General features: G+C 73.3%; 18 protein-coding genes and 1 pseudogene. 11 read left to right on the plus strand and 8 right to left on the minus strand.

Annotated elements, in window-relative coordinates:
- Positions 1–161 precede the first annotated feature (161 nt).
- Complete coding sequence (locus ACFYNO_RS24340; RefSeq protein ID WP_388016160.1) at positions 162–1673, plus strand: FAD-dependent monooxygenase; 1512 nt, start codon at positions 162–164, stop codon at positions 1671–1673.
- Between the two features lie 69 nt (positions 1674–1742).
- Here ACFYNO_RS24340 and ACFYNO_RS24345 read toward each other — a convergent pair whose 3' ends face one another.
- The 3 genes from ACFYNO_RS24345 to ACFYNO_RS24355 all read right to left on the minus strand — a co-directional run bounded on the left by ACFYNO_RS24345 (position 1743) and on the right by ACFYNO_RS24355 (position 3113).
- Complete coding sequence (locus tag ACFYNO_RS24345) at positions 1743–2237, minus strand: hypothetical protein (protein ID WP_388016163.1); 495 nt, start codon at positions 2235–2237, stop codon at positions 1743–1745.
- Between the two features lie 351 nt (positions 2238–2588).
- Positions 2589–2777: a hypothetical protein gene (locus ACFYNO_RS24350; protein ID WP_388016166.1), complete on the minus strand. Its 189-nt coding sequence runs from the start codon at positions 2775–2777 to the stop codon at positions 2589–2591.
- Between the two features lie 102 nt (positions 2778–2879).
- A complete protein-coding gene (locus ACFYNO_RS24355; protein ID WP_388016169.1) occupies positions 2880–3113 on the minus strand; it encodes a hypothetical protein in 234 nt (77 codons plus the stop codon).
- Positions 3114–3231: 118 nt separating this feature from the next.
- Here ACFYNO_RS24355 and ACFYNO_RS24360 point away from each other — a divergent pair, with 118 nt between their 5' ends.
- Both ACFYNO_RS24360 and ACFYNO_RS24365 read left to right on the plus strand, forming a co-directional pair.
- The gene (locus ACFYNO_RS24360) at positions 3232–4092 is read left to right on the plus strand and encodes a Scr1 family TA system antitoxin-like transcriptional regulator (protein WP_388016172.1); all 861 of its coding nucleotides are present in this window, start codon (positions 3232–3234) and stop codon (positions 4090–4092) included.
- On the plus strand, positions 4049–4264 hold the full coding sequence (locus ACFYNO_RS24365; protein ID WP_388016175.1) for a DUF397 domain-containing protein: 216 nt from the start codon (positions 4049–4051) through the stop codon (positions 4262–4264). Before ACFYNO_RS24360 ends, ACFYNO_RS24365 begins: the two co-directional genes overlap by 44 nt.
- An 18-nt stretch (positions 4265–4282) precedes the next feature.
- On the opposite strand, the gene ACFYNO_RS24370 is transcribed toward ACFYNO_RS24365, so the two are convergent.
- On the minus strand, positions 4283–4648 hold the full coding sequence (locus tag ACFYNO_RS24370) for a winged helix-turn-helix transcriptional regulator (protein ID WP_388016178.1): 366 nt from the start codon (positions 4646–4648) through the stop codon (positions 4283–4285).
- A gap of 93 nt (positions 4649–4741) precedes the next feature.
- On the opposite strand from ACFYNO_RS24370, the gene ACFYNO_RS24375 reads away from it, so the two are divergent.
- A complete protein-coding gene (locus tag ACFYNO_RS24375; protein WP_388016181.1) occupies positions 4742–5581 on the plus strand; it encodes an SDR family oxidoreductase in 840 nt (279 codons plus the stop codon).
- 64 nt (positions 5582–5645) lie between these two features.
- Here the strand turns inward: ACFYNO_RS24375 and ACFYNO_RS24380 are convergent, their stop codons facing one another.
- Positions 5646–6278: a dihydrofolate reductase family protein gene (locus ACFYNO_RS24380; RefSeq protein ID WP_388016184.1), complete on the minus strand. Its 633-nt coding sequence runs from the start codon at positions 6276–6278 to the stop codon at positions 5646–5648.
- Between the two features lie 259 nt (positions 6279–6537).
- Between ACFYNO_RS24380 and ACFYNO_RS24385 the strand changes: the two genes are divergently transcribed.
- Both ACFYNO_RS24385 and ACFYNO_RS24390 read left to right on the plus strand, forming a co-directional pair.
- A complete protein-coding gene (locus tag ACFYNO_RS24385; protein ID WP_388016187.1) occupies positions 6538–7017 on the plus strand; it encodes a GNAT family N-acetyltransferase in 480 nt (159 codons plus the stop codon).
- A gap of 85 nt (positions 7018–7102) precedes the next feature.
- Positions 7103–7315: a hypothetical protein gene (locus ACFYNO_RS24390; protein ID WP_388016190.1), complete on the plus strand. Its 213-nt coding sequence runs from the start codon at positions 7103–7105 to the stop codon at positions 7313–7315.
- A gap of 17 nt (positions 7316–7332) precedes the next feature.
- Here ACFYNO_RS24390 and ACFYNO_RS24395 read toward each other — a convergent pair whose 3' ends face one another.
- Genes ACFYNO_RS24395 through ACFYNO_RS24405 form a run of 3 tightly spaced genes read right to left on the minus strand, consistent with a single transcriptional unit; the run spans position 7333 to position 8818 of the window.
- On the minus strand, positions 7333–7746 hold the full coding sequence (locus ACFYNO_RS24395; RefSeq protein WP_388016193.1) for an arsenate reductase ArsC: 414 nt from the start codon (positions 7744–7746) through the stop codon (positions 7333–7335).
- Positions 7747–7754: 8 nt separating this feature from the next.
- The gene (locus ACFYNO_RS24400) at positions 7755–8447 is read right to left on the minus strand and encodes an aquaporin (RefSeq protein WP_388016196.1); all 693 of its coding nucleotides are present in this window, start codon (positions 8445–8447) and stop codon (positions 7755–7757) included.
- Positions 8444–8818 (minus strand): ArsR/SmtB family transcription factor, encoded by a 375-nt coding sequence (locus tag ACFYNO_RS24405; RefSeq protein ID WP_388016199.1) that lies wholly within the window; start codon positions 8816–8818, stop codon positions 8444–8446. Before ACFYNO_RS24405 ends, ACFYNO_RS24400 begins: the two co-directional genes overlap by 4 nt.
- A 90-nt stretch (positions 8819–8908) precedes the next feature.
- On the opposite strand from ACFYNO_RS24405, the gene ACFYNO_RS24410 reads away from it, so the two are divergent.
- The 5 genes and pseudogenes from ACFYNO_RS24410 to ACFYNO_RS24430 form a co-directional block, all read left to right on the plus strand.
- The gene (locus tag ACFYNO_RS24410; protein ID WP_388016202.1) at positions 8909–9430 is read left to right on the plus strand and encodes an ArsI/CadI family heavy metal resistance metalloenzyme; all 522 of its coding nucleotides are present in this window, start codon (positions 8909–8911) and stop codon (positions 9428–9430) included.
- 100 nt (positions 9431–9530) lie between these two features.
- Complete coding sequence (locus ACFYNO_RS24415; protein WP_388016205.1) at positions 9531–12071, plus strand: LuxR C-terminal-related transcriptional regulator; 2541 nt, start codon at positions 9531–9533, stop codon at positions 12069–12071.
- Between the two features lie 55 nt (positions 12072–12126).
- On the plus strand, positions 12127–13569 hold the full coding sequence (locus ACFYNO_RS24420; protein ID WP_388016208.1) for a WXG100 family type VII secretion target: 1443 nt from the start codon (positions 12127–12129) through the stop codon (positions 13567–13569).
- Between the two features lie 51 nt (positions 13570–13620).
- On the plus strand, positions 13621–14202 hold the full coding sequence (locus tag ACFYNO_RS24425) for an O-methyltransferase (RefSeq protein ID WP_388016211.1): 582 nt from the start codon (positions 13621–13623) through the stop codon (positions 14200–14202).
- A 23-nt stretch (positions 14203–14225) separates the two neighbouring features.
- Positions 14226–14489 (plus strand): annotated as a pseudogene (locus ACFYNO_RS24430) (AAA family ATPase); the annotation flags it as partial.

Below are 14489 nucleotides of genomic sequence, written 5' to 3' on the forward strand. Positions count from 1 at the left end.
CATCATCCCGCAGCCGGGACCGAAAGGCACGCGGCGGCACGGGATCCCGCTCGCACGGGTGATCGGTACACTGCTCGCCGATCGGGCGGGGGCGCAGCAGGCGGTCGAGGACCCGGCCGACGTCTTCCGATGGCACGAACACGAACTGCTGAGGACTACTGGTGAGCGATCCGATCATTGTCGTAGGTGCCGGCCCGGTGGGCCTGACCACCGCCCTGGAGCTGGCCCGGCGCGGGGTGCCGGTGCGGATCGTGGACCGGCTGGCCGAGCCGACCACGGAGTCGCGCGCCATCGTGGTGCACGCCCGCAGCCTGGAGATGTTCGAGCGGCTCGGGTTGGTGGACGAGGTGATCCGGGCCGGCGTCCGGACCACCGCGATGGAGATGCACGCGGACGGCGAGGTGGTCGCCCGGATCGCCCTCGACCTGGTGGACAGCCCGTTCCCGTACTCGGTGACGCTCGCGCAGACCGAGACCGAGCGCATCCTCACCGAGGCGCTGGCCGGCCACGGCGTCACCGTCGAGCGCGAGGTGACGCTGACGGGGCTGACCCAGGACGAGCACGGGGTCGAGGCGACCCTGGAGCACGCCGACGGGAGCCGGGAGACGGCCGTGACGGGCTGGCTGGTGGGCGCCGACGGAGCCCACAGCCGGGCCCGGCACCTGGTCGGCAGCGCGCTGGCGGGGACCTTCAAGGGCGAGAGGTTCCTGATGGGCGACGTCAACGCCGGCCACGGGCTCGACCCGCACAGCATGTACACCTTCTTCTCGCCGCAGGACGGCCCGCTGCTGGTCTTCCCGATGGAGGGCGACCGGCTGCGGCTGATCGCGAACATCGCCGCCGACGAGGAGCGCACGGCCACCCTGGAGTGGCTGCAGCAGGTGGTGGACGAGCGCGCCGGACAGCCGATCCGGATCCGCGACGCCCGCTGGCTGACCGTCTTCGAGGTGCGCCACGCCCAGGTGCCGCAGTACCAGGTCGGCCGGGTCCTGCTGGCGGGCGACGCCGCGCACGTGCACAGCCCGGCCGGCGCGCAGGGCATGAACACCGGCGTCCAGGACGCGCACAACCTGGCCTGGAAGCTGGCGCTGGTCAGCCGCGGCGAGGCGGGGCCGGGCCTGCTGGCGAGCTACCACGCGGAGCGGCACCCGGTGGGCGCCGAGGTGGTCAGGTTCGCCACCGCCCTGACCCGGGCCGGGACCATCACCAACCCGCTGCTGCAGAAGGTCCGCAACAAGGGGATGCACCTGCTCACGGCGCTCGCGCCGGTCCGGCAGGCGATGGCCGACCGGACGGAGGAGACGGCGGTCGGATACCGGAAGAGCCCGGTGGTGGTGCCGGGCCCGCGCGGCGGCGAGGTGCGCGCCGGGGACCACCTCCCGGCGGCCGGCGAGGAGTTGCGCGCGGAGCTGGCGAGGGCGTGCGAGCACGTGCTGGTGACGGTGGGCGAGGCCGCGCCGGCCGTCGGGGTGACGGCTCGTCAGATACTGGTCGGCGGAACGGCGGAGGGCTATGACGCCGTGATCGAGGACGCGGCGGGTGTGGCGGCCGCGCGGTACGGGATGCCCAACGGCGGGCGGATCATGGTGCGGCCGGACGGGTACGTGGGTGCGATCGCCCCACTGGAGGACGATGCGCCGCTGCACGCCTATCTGGAACTGCTGAAGGCGTAGGACGGAAGCAGACCGGGCGGTGCCACGGATTTCCGTGGCACCGCCCGGTTTCGAGTTCTTCTCGAACTACTAGTTCCAGAGCCAGTACTGGTAGTTCCCGCCATTGCACGGGAAGGAGATGGCGTTCCCGCTCTGGCCGCCGTCGAGGCACTTGCTGGTGTCGTGCACGTTGCGGAAGCGGTAGTACGTCTGGCCGTTGACGGACATGGGGGCCTCCTTGGTCCACCACTGCCAGGAGCCGCCGTTGCAGGGGCCGATCCCGTTGTTGCTGCCGACGCCGGGGTCGACGCAGTCGCCGTTTCCGTCCTGGAACTGGTACCAGGAGGCCCCCGGAGTGGAGATGTCGTGCCAGATCTGGACCGGGGAACCGTTGCAGGACCACGAGCTCACGTAGCCGCCACCGCCGTCGAGGCACTGCTGCTTGGCGAGGTTGAGCATCTCGCCGTTCTTCCAGGCGGCGTTGGCCGTGCCCGTCTGCGCCACGACGAAGAGGGCCGCGGGCGCCACCACACCTGCGACGATCCGCACCATGGCGCGCTTGACGCCCTGCTTGTTCTTGAACATACCGCCTCTTTCTCTGGGGGACGGAATCCAACTCCGGTTCCCTGAAAGGGATTCCCGAGCCACGACTGCCCTGGACCTTAGGTGGATTGTCAGGAGCCGGTCAATGGTTCGGACACGGGAGCTTCCGCCGGAGAGAAACGGCCGGAGATGCGAGGAGTCCCGACTGCGGCGATGACATGGAACGCACCCGCACCAAACCCTTCCCCCGTGTGAGCTAGTTCACTCCCACCCCTGCCGTTCCTGCTCGAACAGCAGCCCGGGAACCGCGTTCCCGACACACCCGGCACTGCCGGCCCCCGGCCGGGCGGTGTCACGGGCGAGCCCGTGACACCGCCCGGTGCGCGCCTGCGGTCAGGCGGGCTTCCAGCACCGGGGGCAGCGGCACGCGGGCCACTCGCCGGTGATGGGGCGGGTGTAGGGCTCGCCGTTGCGGACGGTGCGGGTGCTGAGTTCGGTGCGGGTGCCTTCGGCGTCGATGCGGTAGGTCCGCAGCGTCATCTCGCTGGTGCGCTCTTCGTAGTCGTATTCGTACCTGGTCACGGTTTCCCCTGGCAGAGCGGACAGTTGGGCCAACGCAGCGGGCAGGCGACGGAGCCGGCGGTGCGGCGGGCGAACCTGCTGCGCATGGTGAGGAGCCAGTCCTCAACGGTCCGCAACGGCGATCCCGGCGATCAGCAGGTCGGAGATCCGGCGGACGGTCTCGGGGCGGGCGCGGCCGAGCTCGATGAGGACCTGGCCGGTGACCAGGGACGGGGCGTCGAGACCGAGGGAGGGGAGGATCAGGCCATCCATGGAGAGGGCGATGCGGAAGCGGCTGAGCGCCTGCTCGGCGGAGATGCGGTGGGGGGTGAGGTGGCGGTGGAGGTGGACGTTCACGGGGGGTCACTTTCTTTGCGGGTTTCACCGACTGTGCCTCCAGGGTTGCTGCGCGCAACTACGATTGGTAGAGGGGGAGTGCTTACGCTCTCGCGATGTAGAAGAGGTAATTGAACGTATGGGCGAGGAAATTGACCCCAAGTCGTCTCTTGCAGCGTTCTACGCGGACCGCGTGCGGCGCGCCCGGAAGAAGCTGGGGAAGTCCCAGATCGAGATCGGGGCGGAGGTGCACACGGTCGGGTCGAGGATCAACCAGCTCGAGCGGATGACGGGTGGTCAGCCCACGCTGCCGCTGTCGCAGGCGCTGGACCAGGCGCTGGATCTGGATGAGTTGCTGGAGGACATCTGGCACCACATGAAGAGGGAGCAGTTCGCCAACTACGCCAAGGACTACATGCGCGCCGAGGCCACGGCCACGCAGATTCTCGAGTACGCCGGCCTCTACATTCCTGGCCTGCTGCAGACCAGGGACTACGCCCGTGCGGTACTCAGCGTCAATCTCCCGGGAGTTCGACCGAACACCGAGGCAGATGTCGTGGCTCGAATGGAGCGACAGCAGCGCCTGTTCCACCCGAACGGCCTCAAGTGGCACGGGATCATCGATCAGGTGACGTTGATTCGTGAAGTCGGCGGGCCCACCACGATGCGCGCTCAACTCACTCGCATCCTACGAGCCGCCGAGCGACCGAACATCACCGTTCAGGTCCTCCCCCTGGATGCGGGTGTGCACAATGCCCTCAACTCATCACTCAGCATCCTCACCACCCCCAGGAACAAGCAAGTCGCCTACACGGAAGAGGCCTCGACAGGCCGCTACTTCGACGACCGAGCCGAGGTCAGGGGGCGCACCGAGGTCTACGATGACCTCCGGAGCAAGGCACTGCCGCCCACCATGTCGCTCGACCTGATCCGCACGATCTTGGAGGACCTACCTCGTGATCCCCGCCACGGCCACTGCAGTCGTTGCCGAGTGGAGTAAGTCCAGCCACAGCAACTCCTCGCAGGGCAATTGCGTCGAAGTAGCCCTCAACCTCCCCACCCACACCCCCATTCGCGACAGCAAGGACCCCCAGGGCCCCTCCCTCGCGGTCCCCACCCCCTCCTTCGCCGCCTTCCTCACCGCCCTCCGCGCCGACACCCTCCTCCCCTGACCCACGGGCTCGTCGTTTTCATGGAGCCGGCGGCAGCCTGCGGGTGATCAGGTCGAACAGCTCCGTCAGCGGCTCGCTCACCTCGCGGCCGAACCCGGTGAGCCCGTAGGTGACCTGGGGCGGCGTCGTCGGCTCGACCCGCCGCCAGACCAACTCGTCCCGGACCAGCAGCCGCAGGGCCTGGGCGAGCATCTTCTCGCTGATGCCCCGGATGCCCTCGCGCAGCTCGAAGAAGCGCAGGTCGTTGCTCCGCAGCGAGATCAGCACCCACACCCCCCACCTGCTGGTCACGTGGTCGACCATGTCGCGCGCCGGGCAGTCGGTGTGAAGCACGTCACACCGGCTGCCCGCCCCGGCCGCGCTGTCCTGCACTCCTCCCGCCATATCAGGAGCTTACCCCCAGGTATGTCCTTACCAGGAGTGAGCCCGCCCGCCTAACGTCGCCCGCACCGAGGAGATCTGACGAGGAGTCGACACATGATCGTGGTGACCGGGGCGACCGGGAACATCGGACGGCCGCTGACGCGGGCGCTGGCCGAGGCGGGGCAGCAGGTGACGGCGGTGTCGCGGCGCCCGGCGGCGGTGCCGGAGGGCGTCCGCCACCTGGTGGCCGACCTGTACGAGCCCGCCGAGCTCAGGCCCGCGCTGGCCGGGGCGGCGGCGCTCTTCCTGCTGCTCGCCGGCGACCTGCACGCCGCCGGGGCCGGCCCGGCCGAGCTCGTCGGCGAGGCCGTGGCCGCCGGGGTGCGGCGGGTCGTGCTGCTCTCCAGCCAGGGCGTGGTGACCAGGCCGTTCGGGCCGACCCGGATCGCGATGCGCGAACTGGAGGGCGCGGTGCGGGAGTCGGGCGCGGAGTGGGCCGTCCTGCAGCCGGGCGGCTTCGCCTCCAATGCGCTCTGGTGGGCGGAGTCCGTCCGTACGCAAGGGCTCGTCGCCGCGCCGTTCGGGGACGTCGGCGTGCCGGTCGTCGACCCGGCGGACATCGCGGCGGTCGCGGCGGCCTGCCTGCTGGACGACCGGCACGCGGGCGGCGTCTACCAGTTGACCGGGCCCGAGGTGATCTCGCCGCGGCAGCAGACGGCCGCGCTCGCCGGGGCGCTGGGCGCACCGGTGCGGTTCCACGAGCTCACCCGGGCCGAGGCGAGGGCCGCGATGAGCCGGGCGATGCCGGCCGAACTCGCCGACGACACCCTGGACATCCTCGGCGCGCCGAACCCGGCCGAACTGCGGATCAGCCCGGACGTCGAGCGGGTCCTCGGCCGCGCGCCGCGGCCGTTCGCCGCCTGGGCGGGCCGCAACGCCGCCGCGTTCCGCTAGCCGGCAGCGGCACCGGGCGCCGCCCGACCCGGCGGAGGCCGCCGGGTCGGGCCCGGGTCGGCGGTCAGCCCTCGGCGCCGCGCCGCAGCTCGTCCATGTCCCCGGTGGCGGGCGTGCCCTCGGCCAGCCCGTACTGCAGCAGGACGGTGCCCTTGGGGCTGGCTGCGGGCGGGGCGAGGAGGGTGAGGTTGGTGGGCACCTCGCCGCCGTCGAACACCTTCTTGCCGGTGCCGAGGACGATCGGGTGCACCCAGAGGTCGATGCGGTCGAACAGCTTCTCCCGCAGCAGCGTCTGCACCAGGTTCAGGCTTCCGACGACCTTCACGTGCTGGTGCCGCTCCCGGAGCTCCCGCACGGCGGCGGGCAGATCGGGGCCGAGCAGGGTGGAGCCCTCCCAGCGGGCGAGGTCGGGCTCGCCGTGCGAGGCGACGTACTTCGGGACGCGGTTGAAGAGCTCCGCGAACGGGCTGTCCCCGGCCTTCGGCCAGTAGTCGGCGAAGATGTCGTAGGTCCGCCGGCCGAGCAGCAGGGCGTCGGTGCCCTGGTAGGCGGCGTCGACCTGGGCCCCGGCGACCTCGTCCAGCAGCGGGACCTGCCAGCCGCCGAACGGGAAGTCGGCCGGGTCCTCGTCGGGCCCGCCGGGCGCCTGCCCGACGAGGTCGAGGGTGGTGAACAGTGCGAGGTGGATGAGGCCCATGGCGTGCTGCTTTCGGTGAGTCGGTCGTCCTGTCACATGGGTGGACGGATCGGGACGGCCGAACTCATCGGTCCGCCGCGATCCGGTCGTGCCCCTCGATCCTCGCCCCATCGGCGCGCCATCGCCGTTCCGGCCCCCTGCGGGCCGTCGTGTCGCACGGCGCGGTTCCTGCGCGGGACCTATCGACTAGTCAGTCCGTGTGCGTCATGATCATCACCAAATCACCCGTCACGACCTCCCGAACGGACTCCGCGCCACGATGACCGACTCCGCCGTCGACCTCCACCTGCTCGACCCCGCCCAGGCCGCCCGCATCGCCGCCTCCTCCCCGGCCCCGGAGGACCGCTGGGCCGAGGGCTTCCCGCGCGAGGACGACTCCGCCCCGGCCTCCATCGTCGCCAAGGCCGACCCCTCCCCCGGCGTCTTCGGCGTCTACACCCTCGTCCCCCGCGCCCACGGCCGGGTCATCGGCACCGCCGGCTTCTTCGGCCCGCCGAACGAGTCCGGCGAGGTCACCATCGGCTACGGCATGGTCGAACCGGAGTGGGGCCAGGGCTACGGCACCGAGGCGGTCGCCGCCCTGGTCGCCGTCTGCCGCACCCACGGCGGCGTCACCGCCGTCAACGCGGACACCGACCTGGACAACATCGGCTCCCAGCGCGTCCTGCTGAAGAACGGCTTCACCCGCACCCACGCGGACGAGTCCCTGGAGTACTACGTCCTGCGGCTCGACAGCTGAGCCCCGCGCCGTCCCCGGCCCGGGCCGCCGGGGACGGCGGGGTACCCTCCTCGTTCCAGCAGGAGAGCAAGAGGAACGAGCAGCAGTGCACACCATCACCACCCTGACGGGCCTCGCCGTGTTCGGCGCCGTCTTCGTCGCCGGCCTGCTGGTCTTCCTGGGGATCTGGACCCCGGGAGCCTGGTCCAGCACCTCGGAGTCGTTCCAGCGCTCCTTCCCGAAGCTCTGGGGCGGCCTGGTGATGCTGCTGGGCGGCATCCCGGTCATCGGCACGCTGGTCCGGGCGCTCCTCGGGTAGGCACCGGGCCCCTGCCGCTACCCGACCCCGAGCTCGCCCAGCAACTGCCGCACCCGGCCCTCGATCTCGTCCCGGATCGGGCGCACCGCCGCCACCCCCTGGCCCGCCGGGTCCGCCAGCCGCCAGTCCAGGTACCGCTTGCCGGGGAAGTAGGGGCAGGCGTCGCCGCAGCCCATGGTGATCACCACGTCGGAGGCCTGGACCGCCTCCGCGGTCAGCACCTTCGGCACCTCGGCCGAGATGTCGATGCCGAGCTCGGCCATCGCCTCGACCACGGCCGGGTTCACGCCGTCGGCGGGGGCGGAGCCGGCGGAGCGGACCTCCACGCGGTCGCCGCCGAGGTGGGTGAGAAAGGCGGCGGCCATCTGCGAGCGGCCGGCGTTGTGCACGCAGACGAAGAGCACGGACGGGACGGCGGCGGGGGCGCTCATGGGCGGGTTCATCCTTCTCGGGTGGCAGCGGTCGCGGGGCGGCCGAAGAGCAGGGCGACCAGGCCCAGCCCGAGGGCCAGTCCGATGCCCTGGGCGGCGACGAAGCCCGGTACGGAGGCCGGGGCGATCCCGGCGAAGGTGTCGGTGAACGCCCGGCCGACCGTGACGGCCGGGTTGGCGAACGAGGTGCTGGAGGTGAACCAGTACGCGGCGCCGATGTACGAGGCGACGGCGGCGGGCGCGAACCGCGCGCGCCCGGCCCGGGTCAGGCCGAAGACCAGCAGGACCAGGCCGGCCGTCGCCACCACCTCGCCCAGCCACAGGTGCGGGGCCGAGCGGGCGTGCGTGGAGAGGCGCACCAGCGGTTCGGCGAACATCGCGTCCGCCAGCACCGCCCCGCCGATCGCGCCCGCGACCTGGGCGGGCAGGTAGGCCGCGACCTCGCGCGGCCCGAGCGCCCGGCCGGCCCAGGCGGCCAGCGTGACCACGGGGTTGAAGTGCGCGCCGGAGACCGGGCCGAGCAGCAGGATCAGCACCCCGAGGCCGAAGACCGTGGCCAGCGAGTTGGCCAGCAGCTGCACGCCGACGTCCGGCGAGAGCTTCGCCGCCTGGATGCCGGAGCCGACCACGACGGCGACCAGCGCGCCGGTGCCCAGGAGCTCCGCGGCCGCCCGGCGGCCCAGTGGAGGTATCGCGGTCATCTCGGGCCGCCGGCCGCCGGGGCCTCCAGCAGCGCCGACAGCCTGGCCAGCGCCACCGGCAGGACCCAGTAGTAGACCCAGGTCCCGCGCCGCTCCGAGCCCACCAGGCCGGCCTCGCGCAGCACCTTGAGGTGGTGGGAGATGGTCGGCTGCGAGACGTCGAACGGGCCGGTCAGGTCGCAGACGCAGGCCTCGCCGCCGTCGTGGGAGGCGATCAGCGACAGCAGCCGCAGCCGGACCGGGTCCGACAGCGCCTTGAACATCCTGGCCAGGTCGACGGCGTCCGCCTCGCCCAGCGGCTCGCGCACCAGCGGGGAGCAGCACACCGCGGCGTCCTCCGGGGCGAGGACGACCAGCTCTGAATTCGACATGCGTCTATGTTGACATCCATCGATTCAGGGAGGCAAGCTCGCTGTATCGATGGATATCAATCCAGAAGATCCCACCCCAGGGAGACCGCCATGTCCCGTGTCCAGCTCGCCCTGCGCGTCGCCGACCTCGAAGCCTCCGTCGCCTTCTACGCCGAGCTCTTCGGCACCGAGCCGGCCAAGCGCCGCCCCGGCTACGCGAACTTCGCCATCGCCGAGCCCCCGCTCAAGCTCGTCCTCATCGAGGGCGAGGCCGGCCACGACACCCGGCTCGACCACCTCGGCATCGAGGTCGACAGCACCGAGCAGGTGGCGGCGGCCGGCGCCCGGCTGCAGGAGGCCGGGCTGGCCACCTTCGACGGTGGGGGCACCTCCCGGCCGAAGGCTGGGGGAGACACCTCCTGCTGCTACGCGCTCCAGGACAAGACCTGGGTGACCGGCCCGGGCCGGGAGCCCTGGGAGGTCTACGTGGTCAAGGCCGACGCCGAGACCTTCGGCGAGCGCCCCGAGGACCAGGCGCCCGACGACCGCCGCGCCGCCTCCGGCTGCTGCCTCCCGACCGGACCGGCCATCGCCCCGGCCGCGCCGGCGGCCGCCGCCGGCTGCTGCGGCTGACCCCGGCGACCCGCTGCGCCCCCTGCCGCCGGGCCCGCCCGCTCGCTACCATGACCGGCCGTAACGGCAGACAGCAGGCGGCTTTGGGGGGAGCACAGCTGTGGACCTGGTCGGGCGGGACGAATCCTTGGCACTGCTGGCGGACGCGGCGGCGCGGGCCCGGGAGGGGCACGGCGGGCTGGTCATGGTGCGGGCCGATCCGGGCACCGGGGTGACGGCGCTGCTGGACGCCCACCTCGCGCAGGTGCGCGCGGCGGGCCTGCCGGCCTACCGGGTGCCGGTCCTGGCGACGGGACTCAGCAGCCTCTCGGCGGCCCGACCACCGGACTGGGCCGGGCCCGCCGTGGTCGTCGTCGACGACCTCCACCTCGCCGACGACGCCACGCTCCTCGCCCTGCACGCCCTCGCCGACCCGGACCACGGGCGCCCGCTCTCCGTGGTCACCGGCCGGCGGCGCGGCAGTTCGCCCGCCCGCTTCGCCGGGCTCGACCGACTCGCCACCGTGGTCCACGACCTGGCACCGCTCGACGAGGCGGCCGTCGCCCGCCGCTGGGGCGCCGACCCTGCCGCGGCCGGCGCCTGCGGCAACCCCCGCCTGCTGAACGCCCTGCGGCGGCCCGCCGAGCTGGCCGCGTGGGCCACCGAACTCGCGGGCCCCGACGCCGCCTTGGCCCGCTGGATCGCGCTGCTGGCGGAGCACGCCGAACTCGACGCCCTCGCCGCGCTGACCGGCACCGCCCCCGAGGCGGTGCTGGCGGCCGTCGACCGGCTGCGGGCGAACGCCCTGCTCTCCCCCGACGCGATCCGCCTGCACCACCCCGTCGTCCGGCAGGCCCTCGCCGCCGCCTCCGCCGCCCTGCGCCCGGCCGCCGCCCGCCGACTGGCCCGGCACGGCGTGCCGGACCCGACCGTCCTGCGGCTGCTCGCCGAGGCGCCGGTCGACGCCTGGGCGGTCGCCTGGCTGCTGCGCCGCGCCGACCGGCTCAACGTGCGGCCGACCCCCGCCCTGCTGAAACTGCTGGCCCGCGCGGCCGAGCACCTGCCGCTGGACGACCCGCGCCGGGCTCGGCTGGTGGTCGCCCTGGTCGAGGCCCACTACTGGTCGGGCGACCGCCCGGCCGCCCGCCGGCTGGCCCGCGCCCAGCTCACCGCGCCGCTGCCGACGCCGCTGCGCCGGCGGCTGCGGGTGATCCTGGCCAAGGCCGCGCTCGCCGAGATGGACCCGGCCGCCGCCCTCGCCCTGATCGCCGCCGAACAGCTGGACGACGGCCGGCTCCACCCCCGCCTCGCCCTGCTGCGCACCTACGCCTGCCTGCAACTCGGCGACCTGGACACCGTGAAGCAGTCCCTGCCCGTGGCCAGCGCGGCGGCCGACGAGGACCCGCTGCTGGCGATCGCCCTGCTGAACCTGCGCGCGATCGAGCGGACCGCCTCCCACGACCTGGCCGGCGCGGTCGAGTTGCTCGACCAGGTGGACGCGATGCTGGAGACCACCGCCTACGACCGGGTGGAGTGGCTGGACTCGCGGCTGCTGCGTGCCGTGATCCAGGACCTGCGGTCCGACCCGGCGATCGACGAGACCGTCGAACAGGCCCGTCCGATGGCCGAGTTGCTGGGCGCCTTCTGGCTGCCCTGGCTGCACACGGTGGCCGCGCTGAGCGCCTACCGGACCGGCCGGTGGGAGCAGGCGCTGGCCGAGGTGGACGCGGCGATGGCGCTGCCCAACCTCTACGGCATGGGCCGGCCGCTGCACGCCGTGGCCGCGCTGATCCTCCTGCACCGCGGCGAACTCGACGCCGGGCGGGCCCGGTTGGCATCAGCCGAACGGTCCGTCGCGCGCAATGCCGCGCTCTTCTACGAGCAGGTGGTCGCCGTGGCCCGGGCCACCGTCGCCGAACTGACCGGCGAGCACCGGCAGGCACTGGAGATCGTCCGGACCGTCACCGACGGCATGGCCGAGATCCACCCGAGCAAGTCGACCAGCCTGACCGGCAGCGAGCTGGTGCGGATCGCCGTGAACAGCGGCGGCCAGGAGGAGGCCCGGCGGCTGACCGAGGCGATCCGCAACCGGACCACCGACAACTCGCCCGGCCGGCGCGGCGCGTTGAGGTTCGCCGAGGGGCTGGTGGTCGGCGACCCCGACCTGCTGCTGGCCGCCGCCCACGACCTGGCCGACGCCGGCTCGTTGGTCGCGGCCGCGCACGCCGACGACCAGGCGGCCCTGCTGTTCGCCGCCTCCGGCCGGGCCGAGGACGCCCGGGCGGCGCACCGGCAGGCGGTCAGCCGGTTCGGGGCGCTGGCGGCCACCGGGGAGATCGACCGGGCCACCGCCGCGCTGCGCGCGCACGGGGTGCGGCTGGGCGCGACCGGCTCCCGCCGCCGGCCCGCCCACGGCTGGGCCTCCCTCACCCGCGCCGAACGCCGGGTCGCGGAACTGGTCGCGCGGGGCCTGACGGACCGTGAGATCGCCGACCGGCTCATCGTGTCGGTGCGCACCGTCCATTCGCACGTCTCCCGCATCCTCGCCAAACTCGGCTACTCCTCGCGGGTCGAGGTTCTCCTCGCGTTCTCCCGGGCCGAGGGCACGGACCTCCCGGACCCGGACCTCTCCGGATTCCTCGGTAGGAGTACTGATGATTGAACCGCCCGGCGCTGCTGAGCTGGCAGGGTAACTCGCCACCAGCTCGGGGGGACGCATGGCACTGGATCTGCCGCCGGAACTGGAACCGGTGCTGGCACTGCTCGGCATCGAGTGGCCCCAGGTCGACGAGGACGAGGTCACCCGGTTCGCCGACGAGTTGAGCAAGCTCGCCTCGGCCCTGGACTCGGTGCAGATGTCCGCCGACAAGGCCGTCTCCACCCTGCGCGAGGCCTACCACGGCTCCTCCGCGGACCAGTTCGCCGAGCTGTGGACCGGCATCTCCACCTTCTCCGGCCTGGTGGTCGAGGTCTGCGGCACGCTCGCCACCGCGCTGCACGCGGGCGCCCTGGTCATCTCGGCGGCCAAGGCCGCCTCGATCGCCCAGCTGGTGACCACCCAGGGCGAGTTGGTGGCCGCCGCGCCCACCGGCCCGGTCGGCGAGGCGATGGTCATCGCGATCGGCCAGCAGTTGCTCGCCGCCCTGCTCGACCAGGCGTCCACCGCCCTCGGCCAGGCCCTGGCCAAACCGGTCGGCGACGCGGTGGAGGGCCTGGTCAAGACGGTGATCGGCGGCGGCCCGGCCCGGCCGGTCGGCAGCGGGTTCGGCGTGGACCTCTCCGTGCTCGCCACCTGCGCCAGCACCCTGCTCGGTCACGCCGAGGACATCGACTCCTACGGCTCCTCCTTCCGCACGGTGATCGCCGGCCTGGACCTCGGCAACCCGGCCGACGCCTTCGGCCAGATCGCCACCGCCGTCGGCGAGAAGGTCGGCACCGTGGTCGGCATCGAGGTGGTCCGCCGCCTGCTCGACTCCTTCCAGGGCACGGCCACCGGCCTGACCCAGGTGGCCGCCAACCTGGCCACCCACGAGGACATCCACACCCAGCAGCTCACCGGCATCCTGGCCTCGCTCGGCAACTCCGCGCCGCTCAGCGCGCTCACCCCGCTGGCTCCGCTGAACCTGGCGAGCATCAGCCCGGACCTCCTCGCCAGGACCACCGGCAGCCTGCTCCCCGTCGACGCCCTGAACCCCGACAACGGCCGGAGCGGCGCGGGCGGCGGCGCGGGCGGCGGCCTGCTGCTCCCGCCGGGTGCGCTGCTCCTGCCGCCGACGCCGCCCATCGGCGAGCCCGAACTCCCGTCGGCCACCAGGCCGATCGGCGCCGAGCCGGAGGAGGTCGGGGAGCCCCGGGGCACGCGCAGGGTCACGGGCGGCGCGGAGGAGGAGCCGTCCGAGGGCGCTCGCCGCAAGGCCGTCGGCGAAACCGGGGGCGAGGGTGAGCGCGAGGGCGAGCCGGGCATGAGCGGCGCGGGCGGGGTCGGGTCCGGCGCACGGCGGGGCTCGGCGAACAGCGGCAAGGTGCGGACGGCCGTGCGGGAGCAGTACTACGCCAAGCTCGCGGCGGGCGGCGAGGAGGACGAGGAGGAGGAGGCCCCGGGGGAGGACCCCGAGGACGGCGAGGGCGTCGAGCACGAGGAGCCGGAGCTGGAGGTGTAGCCCCCCGCAAATCGCGTTGCGCCCCTCCCGCCCCCTGGGCAGGATCCGGCCATGGATGACACCGTGCGTCGGTTCCCGTCCCAGCTCCCCGCCTTGCGCGCAGCGGCGGCGGCCGCCGGCTTCACCATGTCCTCCGAGGACCGCACCGGCAGCCTGCTCGCCACCCTCGCCGCCACCCGCCCCGGCGGGCGGCTCCTGGAGCTGGGCACGGGCGCCGGCGAGGGCACGGCCTGGCTGCTCAGCGGCATGGACCCGGCGGCCACCCTGGTCACCGTGGAGCTGGACGACGCCGTGCAGCGCATCGCCCGCGAGCAGTTCGCGGACGACGGGCGGGTGACCTTCGTGACCGGCGACGGCGGCGCCTGGCTCGACACCTACGACGGGCCCGCCTTCGACCTGGTCTTCGCCGACACCTGGCCCGGCAAGTTCACGCACCTGGAGCGCGCCCTGGACCTGGTCGCCCCGGGCGGCATGTACCTCATCGACGACCTGCTGCCGCAGCCCAACTGGCCGCAGGGCCACCAGGAGTCGGCGGACCGCCTGGCCGCCGGTCTGACGGCCCGCCAGGACTTCGCGACCACCACCCTGGACTGGGCCAGCGGCCTGCTGCTCGCCGTCCGCCGGGCCGGGTGAACCGGGTGCCCACCGTCGTGCTGATGTGCGGTCTGCCCGGCGCCGGGAAGTCGACCTACGCCCTGCGCCTGGTCGCGCAGGGCTACGCGCGCCTGTCGATCGACGAGGCCGTCTGGCAGCTGCTCGGCGGCCGGGACGCGGGCGTGGTGCTCGCACCCGCCGCGTACGACGCGCTCAAGGAGCGGGTGCGCGCCGACCAGCGCCTGGAACTCGCCGAGTTGATGCGGGCCGGCCGCGATGTCGTGGTGGACTACAGCTTCTGGAGCCGGGCCGCCCGCGAGGCCGGC

This window comes from Kitasatospora sp. NPDC006697 (assembly GCF_042869935.1).
GTDB lineage: Bacteria > Actinomycetota > Actinomycetes > Streptomycetales > Streptomycetaceae > Kitasatospora.